Below are 19,162 nucleotides of genomic sequence, written 5' to 3'. Positions count from 1 at the left end.
TCAGGCGGCGGGTGCGCCTGCCGCACTCCCTAAGAACTGACTAAGAATGGCCCAAGAATGGAGGGTCATCTCCACTATAGGTTTGGTGCACGTCACAGAGAAATACGTCTGCCCACTATGCAATTGCGCCGAGCGCTCGGCTAACGTGGAGTCAGCACCACGGCGCAAGGCAATACCGGATAGCGACCGGAGCGCCGTTAGCCCAGAATATGGCGCGCCGACTCCTGTAGTGAGTCGGGTCGGACCGGGACGCGCACCCGGGCATGGAAGGCGGGGAGCCCGTAGCCGGGCGGTGGCCGTCAGGAATCTTCCCAACGGGAGTACCTGTCATGCCCATGTCCCACGCCGAGCGTGGCCGCCTTGGCTCGGTCGCCACGGTGGCCCGCACAACCCCGGAGCAGCGCCGGGAGATCGCCCGTAAGGCGCACCTGGCCTCCGCCGTCAACGCGGTCGTCAACCGAGCCCCGGAATTGTCCGCCGATCAGGTGGCCAAGCTGCGGGCCGTGTTCGCTCCGGCGGTGGGTGTCTGATGACGGCAAACGAAAGCGGCCCGCTCCCCAGCAAGGCCGCCAACGCTAACTCCTCCCCGGAGTCTATCGGAATTGCGCTCAGCCCGGAGGAAACGGCCCGCGCTCTCGATATCGCGCGCAGGCTCGTCAAGGCTGGAATTCCCGTATTCTCTGCCGCGCCGAACAGTTCCAAGCCGGGCACGTTCCTCTACCCGAATGGATGGGAGGGCATCCGGCCGGACGAGTCGTGGATTGATGGGTGGAAGCCGGGGTTTGCGCTCTGCGCGATCGGTGGCTACCTGGCGGACATCCTGGACGTGGACCCACGCAACGGCGGAGACGCCAGTGCGGAGGAGGTCCGGGCCGCCGGACAGTGGCCGCGATCCTTCGGCCAGCAGGCCACGCCGAGCGGCGGCACGCACGATCTGATCAGCGCGACCGGGGAGCACAAGGCAACCGACTTCATGCCGGGCCTGGACCTCCAGTCCGGCGCGCCGGACGGCACCGGGCGTGGGTTCGCGTTCATCGCCCCGACCGTGCGCCCGTCCAAGGTGGACGGGGTGGCCCGGCCGTACCGGTGGATCGTGGAACCGGACGTGGAGGCGCTGGCGGAGTTCCGGGGCGCGGACGACTCCACGGCCGGGATCGTGGCGCGCGTTCACGCCAAGCGGGACCGGAGGGCCACGCCGAGCGCGCCGGCACTGACCGGGGATGTGGCGGGTACGCCGGAGGTGGTCCGGCGGGTGACGCAGCTCCGGGACGAACTGGCCGCCGCGCCGGAGGGGGGCGGAAACAACCTGGCCGCGCGGCTCGCGTGGAACGTGGGGCAGTACGTGGGAGCCGGGCAGATCGACCGAGAGCAGGCGGCGGAGATCCTGCTCTCCGCCCTGGACGGCTGGACTTTCCGGCACCCGGCCGACCGGGGCGCGATGGAGAACACGATCCGCAGCCAGATCGAGAAGGGCATGAGCTACCCGCGACCGTGGGAGGTGGCCCCGGGCCTAGACGCGACCGGGCAGGGCGGATTGGTCAGCCCTGCCGCGCCACGGCACAGCGGGCGGCTCCGCGCGGCGCTGCTCAAGCGGTCCGAGTTGGGCAAGCTGCCCGTGCCGGTGCCGCTGATCACGGACGTGATGCACCGGGAAACGATCGTGGTGCTCGCGGGGAAGTTCGGTAGCTACAAATCGTTCGTGACCGTGGGCATGGGGTGCTCCCTGGCCTCCGGCACGCCGTGGATGGGGCACGAGGTACCGGAGGCGGTGCCGGTCCTGTACGTGGCCGCTGAGGGCGCGTACGGCATCCGGAAGCGCGTGGACGCATGGGAAGCGGCGCACGGCCCGGTGCCGGACTCGTTCTACCTGCTCCCGGTCCCCGCGCGGCTGCTGGTGCCGGAGGACGTGGCCGAGGTGGACGAACTGATCGGGGAGTTCGGGATCAAAGTCCTGATCGTGGACACGCTCCACGCGAGCGCCCCGGGCGCGGACGAGGACAAGTCCAAGGAGATCGGCCCGATGTACGACACGCTCCGGGGACTGCGCGAGCGGCACGGGGTGACCACGATCCTGGTGCACCACACCGGCCACGCGGGAGAGCGGGCGCGAGGCTCCAGTTCGATCGAGGATGACGCGGACACGTCGTTTTTGATCAAGCTGGACGGGGACGGCCGGGACGCCAGCACGCAGCGGACCTTGCACCATCGCAAGGCCAAGGACGGCGCGCTCCTGGAGCCGGTGCCGCTCAAGCTGACCTTGGTGCCGGGCACGGACAGCGGCTACGTGGAGTCGGGCGAGGTGCCGTCCCCCAACTACCTGCCGGACGGCCTGGCCGCAAAGACGCTGATCGGGCTCTTGGACGAACTCGGGTTGCCGCAGAACGCCGGCCGGGACCAGTGCCGCGCGGCGCTGGCCAAGGCCAAGGTCAAGGCCCGTACGGAGTTGCTGGCGGAGGCGGTCCGCCGCCGGAAGGCCGGAGAAACCGGCCAGGTGGAGGGCTCCTGACCTGTCCGGGACAGTTTCCGGCCTGGACCTGTCCCCAAGATCAGGACAGGTCGGGGAGTTTTCGCAGGTCAGACCTGTCCCGGACAGGTACGGGGACAGGTGAGGACAGGTACCCCACACCTGTCCTGTCCCCACCCCTTCTAAGGGTGGGGACAGGGGACAGGTACCCGGCCAGAGAGAGCGGACAGCGCCCCTCCCCTGGCCGAAGCGAACAGCCGGGCCGCCGCCGGCCCACTTGCATAGCGTCCGAACCGATAGACCTGGAGACCACCATGACGACCACGACCATCGGATACCTGTTCACCAACCCCGACACCGGCTCGATCTCCCTGGCCGTCCCCTGCGAGCCCTGCGCCACGTTCCATTGGCACGGGGCCGGTACGGTCGCCCGGCCGCTTCACGCGCCCGGTGAGGTGACCGAGCGGGTGTCGCACTGCCCGAACGGCAACGACTACACGACCATCACCATCCAGCCGGAGCCGTACCGGCGGGCATGGGTGACGGGCCGGCGGGGCCGGTTCTCCGCCGCCTACCGTCGGGCGGTGACCCGGTGAGCATCTACATGGAGTCGCGGCCGGAGCCGCTGGAGGAATGGCGATTCCCGAAGAACGCCCGCGAGGTGGCGGAGGAGTTGGACCTGTGCGGCGTGCCGCTGGATGCCAACCCGGCGCAGGCGCGGGTGCTCCTGGAGTTGAACGGCACGTGGGCGTGCCGGGCCGTCGTGGCGGACGCGCTGCGCTGGCGGACCCGCTTGTCCACGATGTCCGGACACTCGGACAGCTAGGACGGCGGACACCTGGACAACGACCCGGGCCCGGACAACCGCGGAGTTGTCCGGGCCCCTTGTCCTGTCCGCGTCCGTCCAACTGTCCGGACGCATGTCCATGTCCACGGCCCCGGACCTGTTAACAGGTCCGGGGCCGTTTCCCCTGCTCAACACGCTCTGAGAGAGCCGTTGCCAGGTCAGGAGTCTCGCTGTGTCCTAGGACATGCGGGGCGGCTTTCCCTGGTCAGGTGCCGTTCGGACACCGGCTTCCCGGTGCTGCCGTGGACACGTCCGGCTGTCGAGCCTGTCCGTGTCCGCGCTGTCCAGCCGTCCGGCCTGTCCGTGTCCGCGCTGTCCAGCCGTCCGGACACGTCCGGACGGAGACCCGGGCGGCGATGAAGTCCACCCGGATCCCTGTCCGCCGTCCGCTATCGGCGGCCCCTACCGGGGCGCTTGCGCAGCGTGTAGACGATCCCGCCCACGGCGCTACCACCGATCGCGGCAACCGCCGAGATGGCCGCGAGCGTCGTCGTGCTGTCGGTCGCGTTGCCGGCCAGCGCGATCCAGACCAGCGCCGCGATCGGGATCGGCGTGATGATCATCAGCGCCGCGATCGGGGTTTCGTCTGTGCTGTTCGTCGCGTTGTGCTGGAACTTGGTAGTGGTAGCGACTAACTTGTTCATTGGTTCTGCATCCTCCTAATGGCTTTTCGAGTAGGGCATTGGTGAGACGGGACCCGTCAAGGCGGACCCGGGGATTGCGGCCCCGGGCACCCGCCTTGACTTGATTCTGCGGGTCTCGTCTCTGGTGAAGGACTCTATCGAGTCAACCGGACATCCCCGTGGCACCCGCACGTCACGGCACCACTCGGGTCGCCTGCCTCCTCCCTTCGGCGTCCGAGGCGTCCTGCCGCCGGTCGCTAGCGCGCAGGCTGCTACACCCATCCTGACCTGGGCCAAAGGCTCTGACGAGGAACTGTGACGTAGGCACACACTCGCTTGACATGGGTACCGAAAACGAGCCCTGTTCCACTGTGGAGCGGATACCCCGAGATCCGTCGTGATGACGCACACGTGGCCCACGCGGAAGCCGCGCCCGCTCGCCCTGGCCGCCCACGATCCGACCGAATCGCGTTCAGGTACGTGCTGAGCGACGGGGTGACGACCGGGCCGCGCCGCACCATAACCGGTATTATGGGCGCTCTATCTGATACAAACCTTGCTACAATGAGACATGCCCAGATTGCCTGCCGGCCAGCGCCATCAGCAGGAGTTGATGGCGCTGGAGTTGTCCAACGCCGGTCACTCGATCGACACCATCGCGGACCGCCTGGAGGTGAGCCGCGCGACCGCCGCGCGACGTATCCGGGCAGCGCTCCAGCGCATCCCGGCGCAGGAGGCGGACACCCTGCGACGCCAGTCGGAAGCGCGCTTCAACGAGTGGATGCGACGGTGCAACGCCCTGCTCGCGTCCGACCTGTCCACGCAGGACACGGTGCGGGTACTCAACCTCCTGCTCTCACTGGAGCGCGAGCGCGTACAGCTCTACGGGCTACGCCTGCCGTCCGCCGTGGTCGTCCAGATCGAGCAGGGAGCCGGCCAGTGAGCCCGCTCGCCCGCCCCGACATGGCCGGAGCCGGCGCGCTCGGTCGGTGCCGCACGCACCGACGGCCCCTGATGGCGGAGCCGGCCGCGCCGCTGGATGAGCAGATCGCCACGGAACGGCTCGCCCGGGAGTCCCTGGCCTACCTGGACGGCAACCCCGGCCCCTCTCCCCTGCCGCGCTCGCCGCGCCGCAAGGGCACCTGCCCGGACTGCGTGACGGCCGTTGCCGTCGCGGCGGCGGCCTACCTGCACGGAGACGACCAGTGACTCCCGAGGAGGAGTGGCAAGCCAATCAGGCGCGTCAGGCGGAGGAGGCGGCCCGGTGGGAGGCGTCCACCCGTGCCCACCTGGACGCCAGACGTGCGACGCTGGCCGCCCGGCAGGCGCGCCAGGCGGACGAGATCGCGGAGATACAGCACCGGTTCCGGGTGGCGATGATGGGCGGCGGGACGCTCCGCCCGGACGGCACGTACGGACCCCCGACGAACGGAGACGACCAGTGATCTACCCCGATGACAAGCGCGTGCGCTACTCCCCCGACCTGGCCGTGTGGGTCGTGGACACCGGGGAGAGCCACGCCGCCGGAGCCGATCAGATCCTCGCCGTGATGATGCACTACGCCCGGCAGGCCGGAGACATGCCGGAGGGCTGCACGTGCTTCCCGGAGGTGCTCAGCGACGCCGGCCCGCTGGGCGGTGGCGTCCAGACCGGCCCGCCGGGCGTGCACCGGATCGGCCAGCGCGGCGGGGTGGTGGTCTACGGGCACGGCACGATGCCGGACGCGGAGGCGGTGGCGGGGGCGGCCAACGCGATCCAGTGCCCGCACGCCAACGCGGACGGGGAGGAGCAGGCGCGGACGCTCGGCAAGGCGGGGCGGTGGCCGGAGTTGCACGCGCTCACGGTGGCGTTCCCGAACCCGGGAGCAGCGACGCTCCAGCCGGCCGCGCCGGGCAGCGAGGCTCCGGCCCCGTGGGAAGGCGAGCCGCTGACCGTCCGGGCCGCCGGAGTGATCCCGGACCGGCACGTGCACCCGGCCACCCGGGCGGACCTGGCCCGGCTCGGTGCGCTGGCCGCCGAGTCCGCCCGCCTGGACTCTCTCGCCCGGGAGGCCAAGCGGGAGGCGGACGACGCGCCGGCCGGTGCGCGCCGGCAGGCTGCGGAGGCCGCCGCCGCCGGGACGCCCCTGGACGCGGAAGCGGTCACCCGGTCGATCCGGGAGCGGCAGGAGGCGGCGCAGGCCGCGCAGATCACGGCGGACGGCACCCGGGACGCGGTGGCGCAGGTGCGCCGGCAGGTGGTCGCCGGGATCACGGAGCGCCAGGCGGAGTGGCTTTCGTACCTGCACGGCCAGGCCGCGCACGGGCTCGCCCGGCTGGATCTGATCGTGGCGGAACTGGAGAGCGCACTCACCGACCTGGCCGAGATCGACCGGGTGCGGCAGGTCGTGGAGTCCCCCACCCCCGGGCGGCTGTTCGGCACCGGTTCGCCGATCGCGGGTAACGCGGTGGAGGCGGCCCGGGAGGCGCGTCAGCGGGCGGCGGTGGCGCTGGCTGGCCTGGAGCGGCACGCGGCCAAGGTGGCGGCTCAGGCCGCCTGAGCGGTCACAGACGGACGGCCCGATCCCTGCGGGGGTCGGGCCGTTTCAGCTTTCGTCCTGCGCCTGGTGCGGCCGGTACTCCCTGATCCACGCTTCCACGGCAGCGCGGTCCCATACCCGGACCTTGCCGCTGGCCACTGTGTCGATCGGTGGCGGGAAGGTGGCGCGGTTCGTGATCTCGGTAGCCCGCGTGCGCGACACGCCGCCGAGCATGTCCGCGATGTCGGAGAGGGCAACCAGTCGCACAGGTTGACGGTATGTACGTGCGCCCTTCACACGTTGCCACTTGCAACCTTGACACTGCGAACGTGGCAAGGGAGCCTGTCCCCTATAGCGGTCCGGGTACCTGATCGGGGATCGGTGCCCGGACCTGCCCGCTCCTGGAGGTGGCCCATGCCCATGGACGACGGACCGGTTACTCCCGCGCTCGCGCTCTGGACGGCCAGGCGGGTGATCGCGCAGCACTCCGCCCCTGGCCGGTGCGCTCAGTGTCGGGACGACGGGTGCGGGATGCTGACGTGGGCGCGCGCGGTGACCGAGGGCCAGTCGTGATCGAGCGGGAGCTATCCCGGGCGGAATGGCTGCCGCTGATGGCCAAGGGGATCATCCGGGAGCACCGTGCCCACGGGACGTGTCGGCGTTGCCGGGACGGTGCGTGCGAAAGCCTGTCGTGGGCGCGAGACGCGATCAAGGCGCTCCGCCTGGCCGGCAACCGGCCGGACCGCTACTGACGGGTTGCCCCGTCGCGCAGTGACGGATGCCATTGCGCGACGGGGAAATCAGCGCCAGACGATCTCGATCCCATCCGTGCTGAACCCGGGCCCGCGACGGCCCCGACCGACCGTGATCTCCATGAGCAGCCGCACGACGGTCCGGCGCGCGTCCGGGCTCAGGCGCTCCCATGCAGCGGCCACGTCGTCGGCGCTGACCAACTCCCCGAGCACGCTCGCCCGGTCCGGCGGCGGCGCGGCGGCGGCCTCCAGCGCGGCCAGTTCGGGGCGAAGCTGGCCGGTGATCGTGGCTAGCTGGCGGGCCGTGATCACGCCGGACGCGAAGCTAGCCGCCGCGTCATCCAGCCGCAGGCGCACCCGCTCCGCAGCCTGAGCGGCCCGCTCCCGCTCTCCCCCGTCATCGTCCGGGGTGAGCAGGGCGGCGGCGTCCGGCCGGCTCAGGCGGGCGATGACCACGGCCTCCACGTACTCCTCCAGCCGGTCCCGGCGGCGGCTGACGCAAGCCGAGACCATGCAGCGGTAAGCCTCCGTGCTCTTGCTGTGCCCGACCCGCAGGGGTGAGCCGCACACGCCGCAGAGCGCGATCCCGGAGAGCAGGTGCAGCCGTCCGGCCCGGCCGGGCGTGGTCACCCGGTCCGGGTTGGTCAGCACCCGACGGACCGCGCGCCACGTCTCCGGCGGGATGATCTCCGGCCAGGCGGCAGGGCCGATCTCCTGGCCGTTGTGCTCGCGCAGCCCGGCGTGCCGCGCGTGAAGTAGGACGTTGCGGAACGTCGGGTGCGTCCACGGCTTATCGCTGGCGTTGTGCAGGCCGCGCGCGTTCAGGTCACGGAAGATCGAGCGCAACGGCTCTCCGGCCAGCACCCGCTTGGCGGCGTCGCGGATGACGGCCGCCTCGCTCTCCCGGATCGTCATGCGGTCCGGCTCCCACCCGTACGGGCGGTGCCCGCCGTGCGGCTTTCCGTCCCGAGCGTTCTGCTCCATCTTGAGCCGGATGCGCGCGGACTTGTGCTCGCTCTCGTACCGGGCGACGGTGCCGAGCATCCGGGCCTGCATGCGGCCGGACGGGGTGGACAGGTCCACCCGCCCGGATTGGACGGTGTGGACCTGGAGGCCGGTCCGGTCGGCCAGGTCGATGAAGCGCTCCAGTTCCTTCGGGGAGCGGTGGAGGCGGTCCGCGTGCCAGACGATCAGGCCGCGCACGGTGCCGGCCGCCATGTCGGACAACAGGCGCTCATACCCTGGCCGCAGCTTGCCGGAGTAGGCGCTGATGTCGTTGTCGCGGTAGACCTCGGCGACGGTCCATCCGAGGCGTTCGGCCATGGCGCGGCACTCGGTCTCCTGCCTGGCCACGCCGAGCCCTTCCCCGGTGTCATCGGACGAGATGCGGACGTAGATCGCAGCGGTAGTCACCGCCTTACCGTAGCGATGACATGCGTCATGCCGGTGGCCCGGAAGTCCTCCTCCACCGTGGGCAGGAGGCGACTGGTGTCGCCGACCACCAACCCGGGCAGCAGGCCGCCCTGCTCGTCGGGGAGCGGCGCGCAGGCCCGTTGCAGGCCGGCGCGAAGCGAGCCGGCGGCCCGCTGCGACCAGGACGGCGTGCCGTGGCGCACGGGTGGGCCGGCGGCGCTGAGCACGGCAGCCGTCAGGTCGCCGCCCCGCGGCACGGCGAGCCGGCCCTCCGCGCGAAGCTGCTGCCCGGGCAGCAGCCCACCCCAGGCCGGGTCGACGGCCAGCACCAGGACGCGGACGGGTGCGCTGACCCGTCGGGCGTCGGGGCCGTCGAGACTGACCAACTCGACCGGCACCATCAGGGTGAGCGGGCGCCCGGGCGCACCGCGGACCGGCCGCGGATCGTCGCGTACCCGCAGCTCGGCGGTGACGCTCGCCCGCTGCTCGGCGAGGGCGCGCAGCGGAGCCGCGTCGCGGACGGCGAGCCGCCCCGCCGTCGTCGCGCCGCCGCAGACCACGCCCAGGCCCACCGCGACGGCGATCCACCCGTGACGCCGGACCGCGGGCCGGGGGCGGCCGAGCAGACCGAGCAGGTGCAGCGCCCCGGCGGCGGCGAGCACGGCCGCGACGCCCGCGATCACCAGCGTGGTCGCGGCGCCCAGGTGCAACCCGGCCAGAGCGGTCAGCCAGGCCGCCACGGCCAGCCCGGCCAGCCGCAGATCGGGCGGCTCGGGCGCGGCACCGAAGCCGCTCTCCGGCTGCTCCGCCGGGCCGCCCGCGACAGGCGGCCGGGCAGACTCTGCCCGGTCGGCGGGGCCGCTCACGGCGTCACCAGATCCTTGAGCTGTTCGTAGCGGGCATCGCCGATTCCCTCGACCTGGCGGAGGTCACCGACCGAGCGGAAGCCGCCCTGCCGCTCACGGTGGGCGAGGATGCGCTGGGCGAGCACCGGGCCGACGCCGGGCAGCGCGTCGAGCTGGGCGAGCGTGGCGGTGTTGAGGTTCAGCCGACCGCCCACCCCGGGCGCGCTGCCGGCCCCGGGCGCGGCGCCCGGAGCGGCCCCGGGCTGGGCCGCCCCGGGTGGCGGTGTGAGCCCGACGACGATCAGCTCGCCGTCAGCCACCTTCCGGGCCGGGTTGAGCAGGGCCACGTCCACTCCGGGCAGCGCCCCACCGGCTGCCTCCACCGCGTCGGCCAGTCGGGCACCGGCCGGCAGACGCACCAGGCCGGGCCGGCGTACCTTGCCGGCGACCGCGACCACCAGCTCGCCCGACGGACCGGCGGCGGTCTCGACCGCGCCGCCCGCCACCGGAACGTCGGCGGTCGCCACCGGCGGGACCGGCTCGGCCCGGGGACGCGACCGCCAGGCCCAGAGGCCGGCCCCGAGCACCGCCACGGCCGCCACGACGGCCAGGGCCCGCACGCCCCGGCGCCCCGGATCGAACGCGCCGGGGCCGGGCAGCCGGCGGGCCGAGCCCGCGCCGGGTTCGGGTGCTCCGGGCCGGAGGCCGTCAGCCGGGGACGGATCGTCCGCCAGCACCCGGCCGCCGGGCTCGTGCGCTCCCGGCCGGGGACCGTAGGTCGGGGACGGACCGCCCGCCGGTGGCCGGCCGCCGGGCTCCCGCGGTGGAGCGGGGGCTGACCACGGCGAGCCCTCCGGTAGCCCCGCCAGCCACCGCAGCCGCCGCCGCACGGTCTCCTCGTCGTCTGACACGCGGCGACGCTACGGCGACCGACGGTCACCACCGGTCCCCGGCGAGGTCACCTGTGGACAGCGGGAAGCGCTGTGGACAACGCCCTGATCATGCTGTCGTCTGCTAGCGGCACCGTCGTGGCCGCTCAGCGCGCCTCCGGATCCAGCCCGAGCGCCGCCCGTCCGCCGTCGACCGGCAGGGTGACCCCCGTGACGAAGGCCGCCGCCGGGGAGAGCAGCCACGCGACGGCCGCCGCCACCTCCTCGACCCGACCGATCCGGCCGACCGGGTGCAGCCGGGCCAGTTCGGCTTGGGTCCGCCCCGCGTCCCGTGGGTCCTGACCGGCCAGGAAGGCTTGGTGCCGTTCGCTGTCGATCGACCCGAGCGCGACGGCGTTGGCCCGGATGCCGCGCGCTCCGTACTCCACGGCCAACGCCCGGGTCAGGCCCTCGGCGGCCGCCTTCGCGGTGGCGTACGGCAGGCAGCCGGGCACGGGTCGAGCCGACTGGTGGGACGAGACGGTGACGATCGCTCCGCCGGTGCCGGCGGCGAGGAAGCGGCGGACGGCCGTCGCGGCGCCGACGACGGCGGGCCGCAGGTTCGCCCCGATCAGGTCGAGCACCTCGTCGACCGGCGCGCTGTGCACCGAGGCGTCGCGGAACACGGCCGCGTTGTTCACCCAGCCCGTGAGCGGTTCGATCCGTTCCGCCAGGTCGGCGGCGCGGGCGACGACCGCTTCGTCACCGGCGTCCCCGACCACCGGCACCAGGCGGTCGGCGGCCGGGTGGCCGTCGAGCCAGTCCAGCGCGTCGGCGTCGTGCTCGATCACCACCACCGTGCCGCCGTCGTCCACCAGCCGCTCCACGACGGCCCGGCCGACTCCCCGGCCGCCCCCGGTCACCACACACGACACCGCCGTACCTCCCCGCTCCCGCCCCATTTCTGGGGCAGCTGGACAGCCTCCGCACCGACCCGGCCCGATCCGAGCCGACGCCCCAACCGGCCGCAGCACGCCGCCCCGGCCGCGCGACGACCCGAGCCCCGACGTCAGGCCTCGGGCGTCACCTCCGGGCGGCGGTGCACCACGACGCACGCCAGGCCCGGCCCGGCGTGCGCGGCGATGACCGCGCCGGCCTCCGACACGTACGTCTCCCCCACCCGCTCACCGAGCCGCTCCAGCAGCGCGGTCCGCAGCGCCTCGGCCCGCTCGGGCGCGGCGAGGTGGTGGATGCCCAGGTCGACCTCCCCGTCCCCAGCCGCCTCGACCGCGAGGTCGACCAGGCGGGCGATGCCCCGGCTCGCGGTGCGGACCTTGTCGCGCAGCACGATGGCACCGTCCGGCATGTGCATGATCGGCTTGACCGACAGCGCGGTCCCGAGGATCGCCTCGGCCGCGTTGATCCGGCCGCCGCGACGGAGGAACTCCAGCGTGTCCACGTAGAAGTAGATGGTGGTCCGGTCGACGGCGTCGAGCGCGGCCCGGCGTACGCCCGCCAGGTCGGCGCCCCCGGCGGCGGCCTCGGCAGCCGCGATCACCGGGAACCCGAGTCCCAGGCCGGCGGAGCGGCTGTCCACGACGGCGACCCGGCCGCCCAGCTCCTCGGCGGCGAGTCGGGCCGCCTCGACCGTGCCGGACAGGTCCGCCGACAGGTGCACCGACACCACGCCGTCGGCGCCCGCGTCGAGCAGCCGACGGTACGTCTGCGCGAACTGCTCCGGGGCCGGGCGCGAGGTGGTGGCCGAGACCCGCCGGCCGCCCAGCGCCCGGGTCGCGTCGGCGGGGGAGATCTCCACGCCTTCCAGGCCTTCCGCACCGTTGAACACGACGGTCAGCGGCACCACGGTCAGCCGGTGCGCGGGCACCAGTTCGGGCGGAAGGTAGGCGGTGGAGTCGGTGACGACCGCGACGGGCATGCCCGGCACGCTAGCCGATCTCGGCCGGCGCGACGAGACCGTGTCAGACGGCGTCGGCCACGGCCGGAGCGGCCACCACACCCACGTTGTGCGCCCGCAGGTGCCAGCCTCGCACGTCGTCGTGGCGCAGCTCCGTCCAGTGACAGTTCTGCAGGGATCCGACGGCGCGCAGCACGACGGAATCCCAGCCGAGCAGGTGCCCCACGCCCTGCCGGGCGCCCCCACCGTGGGTGGCGACCACTATCGTGCCGCCGGGCACGGCTTCGGCGGCCTCGGCCAGTGCGTTCCCGACCCGCTTGCCCAGGTCGTCCAGGGTCTCGATGCCCGCACCCGGGTCGGGGTCGCCGGCCCGCCAGCGTGCGTGCTCGTCGGGGAACCGCTCGGCCACCTCGGCGAGAGTCAGCCCCTGCCAGTGCCCGAAGTGGCGCTCGCGCAGGCGGGGGTCGCTGCGGACCGGCAGCCCGGTGACGGCGGCGAGCGCGGCGGCGGTGTCCGCGGCGCGGCTCAGGTCACTGGCGACGAGGGCGTCCGGGCGCAGCGCGGCCAGCAGCGGAGCGGCCGCGCGGGCCTGCTCCCGGCCGAGGTCGTTGAGCGGTACGTCGGTCTGGCCCTGGACCCGGTTGGCGGCGTTCCAGTCGGTGTTGCCGTGCCGCCAGACGATCAGCCGGGTCATTCCGCGGCGGAACCCGTGCCGGACTCGGCGTCGACCAGGTCGCGGTCGACGAACGGGATCGTCGGGCAGTCCTTCCAGAGCCGGTCGAGCGCGTAGAACTCGCGCTCCTCCGTGTGCTGGATGTGCACCACGATGTCGACGTAGTCGAGCAGCACCCACCGGCCACCGCGCTCGCCCTCGCGCCGCACCGGCTTGGCCTTCTCGGGCAGCTCCAGCAGGCGCTCCTCGATGGCGTCGACGATGGCGAGCACCTGCCGCTCGTTCGGGGCCGCGGCGAGCACGAACGCGTCGGTGATGGCGAGCTGGTCGCCCACGTCGATGATGACGATGTCCTGCGCCTTCTTGTCGGCGGCGGCCTGAGCCGCGGCGATCGCCAACTCGTGTGCGCGTTCGGAAACTGTCACCGTTCTCCTTCGATCAACCGTGCGACCCTCCAAGCGTCTCACACGTGGCGGCGTCGCGACTTGTCAGTTCTGGCCCACTATCCGCCGGACGGTGACATACCGGGCACGATCACTGCTGGTAGAGGCGGCGTTTGGCGATGTACTGGACCACACCGTCGGGCACCAGATACCAGACCGGCTCGCCCCGAGCCACCCGCGCCCGGCAGTCGGTGGACGAGATGGCCATGGCGGGCACCTGCACCAGGCTCACCGTGTCGGCGGGCAGGTGCCGGTCGCTGAGCACGAACCCGGGCCGGGTCACGCCGATGAAGTGGGCCAGCTCGAAGATCTCGTCGAGATCCTTCCAGGAGAGGATCTTCGCGAGGGCGTCGGCGCCGGTGATGAAGTAGAGCTGCACCTTCGGGCCGTACTCGGCCTGGAGGTCCCGCAGGGTGTCGACCGTGTAGGTCGGGCCGCCCCGGTCGATGTCCACGCGACTGACGTGGAAGCGGGGGTTGGAGGCGGTCGCGATCACCGTCATCAGGTACCGGTCCTCAGCCGCGCTGACCGGTTCGTCCGCCTTCTGCCACGGCTGGCCGGTGGGGACGAAGACGACCTCGTCCAACCCGAACCGGTCAGCCACCTCGCTGGCCGCGACGAGGTGCCCGTGGTGGATCGGGTCGAAGGTGCCACCCATGATCCCGATCCGCCGGATATCTTCCTCCACCCCGTGATCGTAGGCCGACCACCGGTGGGGGCACCTCCTGCGGTGCCGTGGCCCACACCACCGGCAGGTTCGTTCGTTCGGGGGGATCGCCGGGATGGCGCGCACGCCATATACTCGGCTACGAGTAATCGTCTGCGAGCAGTGGGAGGGTGGCATGCCGAAACAGCGCAAGGTCGGCAACCTGCTGGCCCTGGCCGTGCTCTCCGTCCTGACCCAACGACCCATGCACCCGTACGAGATGGCCACGACCCTCCGCTCCTGGGGCAAGGACCAGGACATGGAGATCAAGTGGGGGTCGTTCTACACGGTGATCCGGAACATGGAGCGGCACGATCTGATCGAGGCGGTGGAGAACATCCGCGCGGGGCGGCGCCCCGAGCGCACCGTCTACCGGATCACGGACGCCGGCCGGGCCGAGCTGATCGACTGGGCGCGCGAGCTGGTGTCCACACCGGAGCCGGAGCACCCCCGCTTCCGGGCCGGGCTCTCCGTGCTGGCCGCCCTGCATCCCGACGAGGCCACAGCGCTGCTGCGACGCCGCCTCGACCTGCTGGAGCAGGGCGTACGCGCCGCGCGCGACACGCTCGCCGAGCACCGGCGGGAGATCCCTCGACTGTTCCTGGTCGAGTCGGAGTACGACCTGGCCATCCGGGAGGCCGAGGCAGCCTGGGTGCGCGCCCTGCTGACCGAGCTCACCGACGGCAGCTACCCCGGGCTCGATGACTGGCGGGCCCACCACGAGAGGAGCGACCCGACGCAGTGACTGAACGGCTCCGACGCGGTGCGCCAACACCGCGCCGGAGCCTCACCTCGAAACCGCACCTGGGAAGGTGCACCGGCCCGAAGCGGCAACCAGAGGATAGCCGGGCTCCCTCCCAGGTCGGTGCCACGTACGCACACCACGACCAGGGAGAGCACCATGACCACAGTGAGCACCGCCATCGTCGTCGGTGGCGGCATCGCCGGCCCGGTGACCGGGCTGGCACTACGCCGAGCGGGCATCGCCGCCACCGTCTACGAGGCCTACCCGAACACCGCCGACGGCATCGGGGGCACCCTCGCGCTCGCCCCCAACGGGGTCGCCGCGCTGCGTACCGTCGACGCGGCGGACGCCGTCACCGGCATCGCCACCCCGGTGCACCGTACGGCGATGGCCGTCGGCCGCAAGCGGATCGACCTGCCGACGCTGGCCGGCGTTCCGCCGCTACAGGTGGTGCACCGGGCCGCGCTGCACCGCGCCCTGCACGACCGGGCCGTGGCGGGCGGCGTCGTCATCGAGCACGGCCGGCGCCTCGTCGACGCGCGGGAGACACCCGACGGGATCACCGCGTACTTCGCCGACGGCACCACCGCCACCGCCGACATCCTGGTCGGCGCCGACGGGATCCGCTCGACCGTCCGCACGTTGATCGACCCGGACGCGCCGGGACCGCACCACACCGGGCTGCTCGGGTTCGAGGCGGTGGCGCGGCACGAGGTCGACGTCGAGCCGGGAACCATGACCTTCGCCTTCGGTCGGGGCGGCTACTACCTCTACTGGCCGGAGCCGGGCGGCGGCACCCGATGGGGTGTCAACCTGCCGCAGGAACGCCCGACGACCCTCACGGAGGCGCGGGCCGTGCCGGCGACCGAGTGGCTGCGCAGACTGCGCGCGGCGTACGTTGACGACGACCCCGGCCGTCAGCTCATGGAGACCAGTGCCGCCGACGAGCTCCAGGTCGTGGGCTCGCTGCTCATCATGCCGCCGGTGCCGCGCTGGCACCGAGGTCGGATGGTGCTGGTCGGTGACGCCGCGCACGCGCCGTCGAACAGCTCCGGCCAGGGCGCCTCCCTGGCGATCGAGAGCGCCGTGCAGCTCGCCCGCTGCCTGCGCGACCTGCCCGACGTCGGTTCCGCGTTCACCGCGTACGAGCGGCTGCGGCGCGACCGGGTGGAGAAGGTGGCGGCACGGGCGGCGCGGATCAACCGCGCCAAGGCGCCCGGCCCGGTGGCGCGCGCGGTGATGCCGCTGCTCATGCCGCTGTTCGTCAAGACGGCGATGAACCCGGAACGGACCCTCGCCCACGAACAGCGCTACATCATCGACTGGAACACCCCGGTAACCCCAACCTGACGCGCCCATCCCTCCCCCCTCCCCGCTCCCCGCTCCCCGCTCCCCGCTCCCCGCTCCCCGCTCCCCGCTCCCGCGATCTTGCACTTGTGGCCCTCGGCGGACGGCGTTTGTCCGAGTTGCCGGGGCACAAAGTGCAAGATCGCGGGACGGGACGGGCGGGGCGGGCGGGCGGGGTGGGGTGGGGTGGGGTGGTCAGGCTGCGGCGGCGGCTACTGCGGTGCGGGCGACGAGTGCCCGGCGCAGGTCGTCGGCGGCGTCGGTCACCGCACGGCGCAGACCCGGGGTCAGGTCGTCGCGGGCCAGCAGCGCCTCGGCGGCCTCCCGGGTCGGCTGCGCCACGGCGTAGCGGGGGAACGCCAGGCTGGCGACCCGTTCGGCCGTCCAGGGCGTACGCAGGCGCGCGGCCTCCGGCATGTCCGCGAAGTAACGCTCCACGTACGACGCCGTCAGCTCGGCCTGCTCGGGCAGCCAGAAGCCCTCCGCGGTCGCCTCGACGAGTCGGTTCGACAACTCGGTGTTGCTGGCGATGATCTCCCACGCGCTCTGCTTGGCGGCGGCGTCGGGCAGGGAGGCACGGCAGCGGGCGGCGCGCTCGGCACCGGCCGCGCTCGGGTCCGCGGCGGCCTCGGCGGCGATCTCGGGCTCACCCGCGGCGCCCAGCACCACCAGCCGGCGCAGCACCGCCCACCGGAGCTCGGCGTCGACGGCCAGCCCGGTGGGCACGCCGCGCCCGGCGAGCCAGCCGGTCAACAGGTCGGCGTCGGTGGTGGCCCCGATGAGCGCGCGGGCGGCGGCCAGCTGCATCGACCCGGCGGCCGGCGCGCCGTCGAGCATCCGGCCGCACGCCACCGCGATCAGCGCCAGCGCCGTCTCCCGGGCTGCCGGGTCGAGGTAGCGGTCCACCAGGGACCGGCTCAGCGACAACACGTCCTCGGCGATGATCACCTCGGTCTCGCCGGGCAGCGCCGCGGCGATCAGCGCGACCACCCCGGTCACCGGCCGCTCCCCGTCGGTTGCCGCGTCCAACGCCTCGCCCCAGAGCAGCGCCCGGGCCAGCGGGTCGGTCAGGCTCGGCAGCACCAGGGGAACGGCATCCGCCGACGTCGGGTCGAGGCGCACCTTCGCGAACGTCAGGTCACCGTCGTTGGGCAGCAGCAGCCGGGCTACCGGCGTGCCGGTCAGCTCGTCGACGACGGTCCGGCCACCGTCGGCGTCCGGGTCCAGGTCGACCTCGATCCGGGCCACGGCGCCGTCCTCGTCGTACCGACCCAGCCCGATGCGGTGCGGCCGCAGGACGGGGTGGGACGCGGGCGCCGTCTGCACCAGGGCCACCTCGCGGTATCGCCCGTCGGCGTCGACGGTCACCTCGGCGCGGACGGTGTTCACCTGCGCCTCGCGCAGCCACCGCCGCGCCCAGCCGGTCAGGTCCCTTCCGCTCGCGGCGGACAGACTGCCCAGGAGGTCGGCCAGCGTGGCGTTGCCGAACCGGTGCGCCGCGAAGTGGGCGTTCAGGCCCGCCAGGAAGGCGTCGTCGCCGAGCCAGGCAACGAGTTGCCGTAGCACGCTGGCGCCCTTGGCGTACGAGATGCCGTCGAAGTTGAGCAGCGCCTGGGCGGCGTCGGCCACCTCCTCCGGGGCGACCGGGTGGGTGGAGGGGCGCTGGTCGGCGGCGTAGCCCCACGCCTTGCGGCGCAGCGCGAACGTCGTCCAGGCCTGGTCGAACCGGGTCGCCTCGGCGGTCACCCGGGTGCCCAGGTACTCCGCGAACGACTCGTTGAGCCACAGGTCGTCCCACCAGCGCATGGTGACGAGATCGCCGAACCACATGTGGGCCATCTCGTGGGCGATCGTGGTGGCCCGCAGCTCCCGCTGGGTGTCGGTCACCGCCGAGCGGAACACGTAGTCGTCACGCAGGGTGACCAGGCCCGGGTTCTCCATGGCGCCGGCGTTGAACTCCGGCACGAACGCCTGGTCGTACTTGCCGAAGGGGTAGCGCTCGGTGAAGAGCTGATGGAAGCGGTCCAGGCACTGGCGGGTGATCGCGAAGATCTCCTCGGCGTCGGCGTCCAGGTGCGCGGCGAGCGATCGCCGGCAGTAGACGCCCAGCGGGATCCCGTCGTGCTCGTCGCGACGGACGTGGTAGGGCCCGGCGATCAGCGAGAAGAAGTACGTGGCCAGCGGGACGGTCGGGGCGAACTCCCAGCGTCCCGGTCGGGGGGTGGCGGCGACCTGGCCGTTCGCCGCGACCGTCCACTCCGGCGGGGCGGTGACGGTCAGGGTGACCGGCGCCTTCAGGTCCGGCTGGTCGAAGGCGGCGAAGATGCGCTGCACGTCGTCGAGGAAGGACATGGCATAGAGATAGGCCTCCCCGTCGGCGGGGTCGACGAAGCGGTGCATCCCCTCTCCGGTGTTGGAGTAGGCCATCTCCGCCTCGACGGTCAACGTGTTGCGCTCACGCAGCGCGGTGAGGGGCAGCCGGTTGTCGTCCAGCGCGGCGGGGTCGAGATCGGCGTCGTTGAGGCGTACGGCGAGCAGTTTCGCGGGTTTGACCTCGGCGAAGGTCTCGGTCCCGGGCGCGGCGCGGAACTCGATCGTCGCGTGGGAGCGGAACGTCTCGCCACCGCCGGTCAGGTCGAGGTCCACCTGGTAGGACTCGACGGTAATCGCCGCGCCACGCGCGGTCGCCTCTACACGGGTCAGGCTGGGCATCCGCTTATCCTGCCCGATGGGGATCGAATGCCTTCCCCTCATCCGTAGCAGTGGAGGAAGAACATGTCCATCGCTCAGCACCCGAAGGGCGAATTCGACCTGTCCCGGGCGGTCTGGCAACGGGCCGAGGGCGACACCTCCGAGAGCGCCGTCGAGGTCGCCTTCGTCGACGACCTCATCGGCATGCGCAACTCCGCCGAGCCGGACGGCCCCGTGCTGGTCTTCACCCAGGCCGAGTGGGACGCCTTCGTCGCCGGCGCCCAGGACGGCGAGTTCGACCTGGACTGAGC

Annotated in this window: 22 protein-coding genes and 1 pseudogene; 12 read left to right on the top strand and 11 right to left on the bottom strand. The window is 72.7% G+C overall.

Going from position 1 to position 19,162, the window contains the following annotated elements; genetic code table 11:
- The first annotated feature begins 329 nt into the window (after positions 1–329).
- From GA0070620_RS28465 to GA0070620_RS28450, 4 genes are all read left to right on the top strand, one after another.
- Positions 330–530 carry a hypothetical protein gene (locus tag GA0070620_RS28465; RefSeq protein WP_157741724.1) on the top strand — a complete coding sequence of 67 codons (201 nt, stop codon included), beginning with the start codon at positions 330–332 and terminating at the stop codon, positions 528–530.
- Positions 530–2,506 (top strand): AAA family ATPase, encoded by a 1,977-nt coding sequence (locus tag GA0070620_RS28460; RefSeq protein WP_157741723.1) that lies wholly within the window; start codon positions 530–532, stop codon positions 2,504–2,506. Before GA0070620_RS28465 ends, GA0070620_RS28460 begins: the two co-directional genes overlap by 1 nt.
- A 272-nt stretch (positions 2,507–2,778) precedes the next feature.
- Positions 2,779–3,060, top strand: a complete 282-nt coding sequence (locus tag GA0070620_RS28455) for a hypothetical protein (protein WP_091595929.1) — start codon at positions 2,779–2,781, stop codon at positions 3,058–3,060.
- Entirely contained in the window at positions 3,057–3,290 is a 234-nt protein-coding gene (locus tag GA0070620_RS28450; RefSeq protein ID WP_091595927.1) for a hypothetical protein, read from the top strand. The genes GA0070620_RS28455 and GA0070620_RS28450 overlap by 4 nt, the downstream gene beginning before the upstream one ends.
- 410 nt (positions 3,291–3,700) lie before the next feature.
- On the opposite strand, the gene GA0070620_RS28445 is transcribed toward GA0070620_RS28450, so the two are convergent.
- Positions 3,701–3,955, bottom strand: a complete 255-nt coding sequence (locus tag GA0070620_RS28445) for a hypothetical protein (protein WP_091595925.1) — start codon at positions 3,953–3,955, stop codon at positions 3,701–3,703.
- A 550-nt stretch (positions 3,956–4,505) separates the two neighbouring features.
- Here GA0070620_RS28445 and GA0070620_RS28440 point away from each other — a divergent pair.
- The 4 genes from GA0070620_RS28440 to GA0070620_RS28425 are packed head-to-tail and all read left to right on the top strand — an operon-like array spanning position 4,506 to position 6,473.
- Positions 4,506–4,877, top strand: a complete 372-nt coding sequence (locus GA0070620_RS28440) for an HTH domain-containing protein (RefSeq protein WP_157741722.1) — start codon at positions 4,506–4,508, stop codon at positions 4,875–4,877.
- Positions 4,874–5,143, top strand: a complete 270-nt coding sequence (locus GA0070620_RS28435; RefSeq protein WP_091595921.1) for a hypothetical protein — start codon at positions 4,874–4,876, stop codon at positions 5,141–5,143. The genes GA0070620_RS28440 and GA0070620_RS28435 overlap by 4 nt, the downstream gene beginning before the upstream one ends.
- Complete coding sequence (locus GA0070620_RS28430) at positions 5,140–5,379, top strand: hypothetical protein (RefSeq protein ID WP_091595919.1); 240 nt, start codon at positions 5,140–5,142, stop codon at positions 5,377–5,379. Before GA0070620_RS28435 ends, GA0070620_RS28430 begins: the two co-directional genes overlap by 4 nt.
- Positions 5,376–6,473, top strand: a complete 1,098-nt coding sequence (locus GA0070620_RS28425) for a hypothetical protein (protein ID WP_091595918.1) — start codon at positions 5,376–5,378, stop codon at positions 6,471–6,473. Before GA0070620_RS28430 ends, GA0070620_RS28425 begins: the two co-directional genes overlap by 4 nt.
- A gap of 45 nt (positions 6,474–6,518) precedes the next feature.
- Here the strand turns inward: GA0070620_RS28425 and GA0070620_RS28420 are convergent, their stop codons facing one another.
- Positions 6,519–6,719, bottom strand: coding sequence for a helix-turn-helix transcriptional regulator (locus GA0070620_RS28420; protein ID WP_091595916.1), 201 nt, complete (start codon positions 6,717–6,719; stop codon positions 6,519–6,521).
- A gap of 302 nt (positions 6,720–7,021) precedes the next feature.
- Between GA0070620_RS28420 and GA0070620_RS28415 the strand changes: the two genes are divergently transcribed.
- Positions 7,022–7,204: a hypothetical protein gene (locus GA0070620_RS28415; RefSeq protein WP_091595915.1), complete on the top strand. Its 183-nt coding sequence runs from the start codon at positions 7,022–7,024 to the stop codon at positions 7,202–7,204.
- A 48-nt stretch (positions 7,205–7,252) separates the two neighbouring features.
- Here the strand turns inward: GA0070620_RS28415 and GA0070620_RS28410 are convergent, their stop codons facing one another.
- The 8 genes and pseudogenes from GA0070620_RS28410 to nadD all read right to left on the bottom strand — a co-directional run bounded on the left by GA0070620_RS28410 (position 7,253) and on the right by nadD (position 14,050).
- The gene (locus GA0070620_RS28410) at positions 7,253–8,617 is read right to left on the bottom strand and encodes a recombinase family protein (RefSeq protein ID WP_091595913.1); all 1,365 of its coding nucleotides are present in this window, start codon (positions 8,615–8,617) and stop codon (positions 7,253–7,255) included.
- 11 nt (positions 8,618–8,628) lie between these two features.
- Positions 8,629–9,483, bottom strand: a pseudogene (locus tag GA0070620_RS28405) (ComEC/Rec2 family competence protein); the annotation flags it as partial.
- The gene (locus tag GA0070620_RS28400) at positions 9,480–10,373 is read right to left on the bottom strand and encodes a ComEA family DNA-binding protein (RefSeq protein ID WP_091595911.1); all 894 of its coding nucleotides are present in this window, start codon (positions 10,371–10,373) and stop codon (positions 9,480–9,482) included. The pseudogene GA0070620_RS28405 and the gene GA0070620_RS28400, both read right to left, overlap by 4 nt.
- Positions 10,374–10,498: 125 nt before the next feature.
- Positions 10,499–11,266: an SDR family NAD(P)-dependent oxidoreductase gene (locus GA0070620_RS28395; protein ID WP_231921998.1), complete on the bottom strand. Its 768-nt coding sequence runs from the start codon at positions 11,264–11,266 to the stop codon at positions 10,499–10,501.
- 134 nt (positions 11,267–11,400) lie between these two features.
- A complete protein-coding gene (locus GA0070620_RS28390) occupies positions 11,401–12,267 on the bottom strand; it encodes a DegV family protein (RefSeq protein ID WP_091595907.1) in 867 nt (288 codons plus the stop codon).
- A 43-nt stretch (positions 12,268–12,310) separates the two neighbouring features.
- Entirely contained in the window at positions 12,311–12,940 is a 630-nt protein-coding gene (locus tag GA0070620_RS28385; protein WP_091595905.1) for a histidine phosphatase family protein, read from the bottom strand.
- A complete protein-coding gene (gene rsfS, locus GA0070620_RS28380) occupies positions 12,937–13,344 on the bottom strand; it encodes a ribosome silencing factor (RefSeq protein ID WP_091595903.1) in 408 nt (135 codons plus the stop codon). Before rsfS ends, GA0070620_RS28385 begins: the two co-directional genes overlap by 4 nt.
- 109 nt (positions 13,345–13,453) lie before the next feature.
- Entirely contained in the window at positions 13,454–14,050 is a 597-nt protein-coding gene (nadD, locus tag GA0070620_RS28375) for a nicotinate-nucleotide adenylyltransferase (RefSeq protein ID WP_091595901.1), read from the bottom strand.
- 154 nt (positions 14,051–14,204) lie between these two features.
- Here nadD and GA0070620_RS28370 point away from each other — a divergent pair, with 154 nt between their 5' ends.
- Both GA0070620_RS28370 and GA0070620_RS28365 read left to right on the top strand, forming a co-directional pair.
- A complete protein-coding gene (locus GA0070620_RS28370) occupies positions 14,205–14,813 on the top strand; it encodes a PadR family transcriptional regulator (protein ID WP_091595899.1) in 609 nt (202 codons plus the stop codon).
- Positions 14,814–14,969: 156 nt separating this feature from the next.
- Positions 14,970–16,163 carry an FAD-dependent oxidoreductase gene (locus GA0070620_RS28365; RefSeq protein WP_091595895.1) on the top strand — a complete coding sequence of 398 codons (1,194 nt, stop codon included), beginning with the start codon at positions 14,970–14,972 and terminating at the stop codon, positions 16,161–16,163.
- Between the two features lie 192 nt (positions 16,164–16,355).
- Here GA0070620_RS28365 and pepN read toward each other — a convergent pair whose 3' ends face one another.
- On the bottom strand, positions 16,356–18,872 hold the full coding sequence (gene pepN / locus GA0070620_RS28360; protein WP_091595893.1) for an aminopeptidase N: 2,517 nt from the start codon (positions 18,870–18,872) through the stop codon (positions 16,356–16,358).
- A 69-nt stretch (positions 18,873–18,941) separates the two neighbouring features.
- Between pepN and GA0070620_RS28355 the strand changes: the two genes are divergently transcribed.
- Positions 18,942–19,160: a DUF397 domain-containing protein gene (locus GA0070620_RS28355; protein ID WP_091599504.1), complete on the top strand. Its 219-nt coding sequence runs from the start codon at positions 18,942–18,944 to the stop codon at positions 19,158–19,160.
- The last annotated feature ends 2 nt before the right edge of the window (positions 19,161–19,162 follow it).

This window comes from Micromonospora krabiensis (genome assembly GCF_900091425.1).
GTDB lineage: Bacteria > Actinomycetota > Actinomycetes > Mycobacteriales > Micromonosporaceae > Micromonospora > Micromonospora krabiensis.
Note: the sequence above shows the minus strand (reverse complement) of the source record. Positions and strands in the feature narration are given on the sequence as shown.

Excerpts from the sequence above, each read along its gene's own strand:
- GA0070620_RS28465 (WP_157741724.1), top strand. The coding sequence starts at position 330 with ATGCCCATGTCCCACGCCGAGCGTGGCCGCCTTGGCTCGGTCGCCACG.
- GA0070620_RS28460 (WP_157741723.1), top strand. The coding sequence starts at position 530 with ATGACGGCAAACGAAAGCGGCCCGCTCCCCAGCAAGGCCGCCAACGCT.
- GA0070620_RS28455 (WP_091595929.1), top strand. The coding sequence starts at position 2,779 with ATGACGACCACGACCATCGGATACCTGTTCACCAACCCCGACACCGGC.
- GA0070620_RS28445 (WP_091595925.1), bottom strand. The coding sequence starts at position 3,955 with ATGAACAAGTTAGTCGCTACCACTACCAAGTTCCAGCACAACGCGACG.
- GA0070620_RS28440 (WP_157741722.1), top strand. The coding sequence starts at position 4,506 with ATGCCCAGATTGCCTGCCGGCCAGCGCCATCAGCAGGAGTTGATGGCG.
- GA0070620_RS28390 (WP_091595907.1), bottom strand. The coding sequence starts at position 12,267 with ATGCCCGTCGCGGTCGTCACCGACTCCACCGCCTACCTTCCGCCCGAA.
- GA0070620_RS28385 (WP_091595905.1), bottom strand. The coding sequence starts at position 12,940 with ATGACCCGGCTGATCGTCTGGCGGCACGGCAACACCGACTGGAACGCC.
- GA0070620_RS28370 (WP_091595899.1), top strand. The coding sequence starts at position 14,205 with ATGCCGAAACAGCGCAAGGTCGGCAACCTGCTGGCCCTGGCCGTGCTC.
- GA0070620_RS28365 (WP_091595895.1), top strand. The coding sequence starts at position 14,970 with ATGACCACAGTGAGCACCGCCATCGTCGTCGGTGGCGGCATCGCCGGC.
- pepN (WP_091595893.1), bottom strand. The coding sequence starts at position 18,872 with ATGCCCAGCCTGACCCGTGTAGAGGCGACCGCGCGTGGCGCGGCGATT.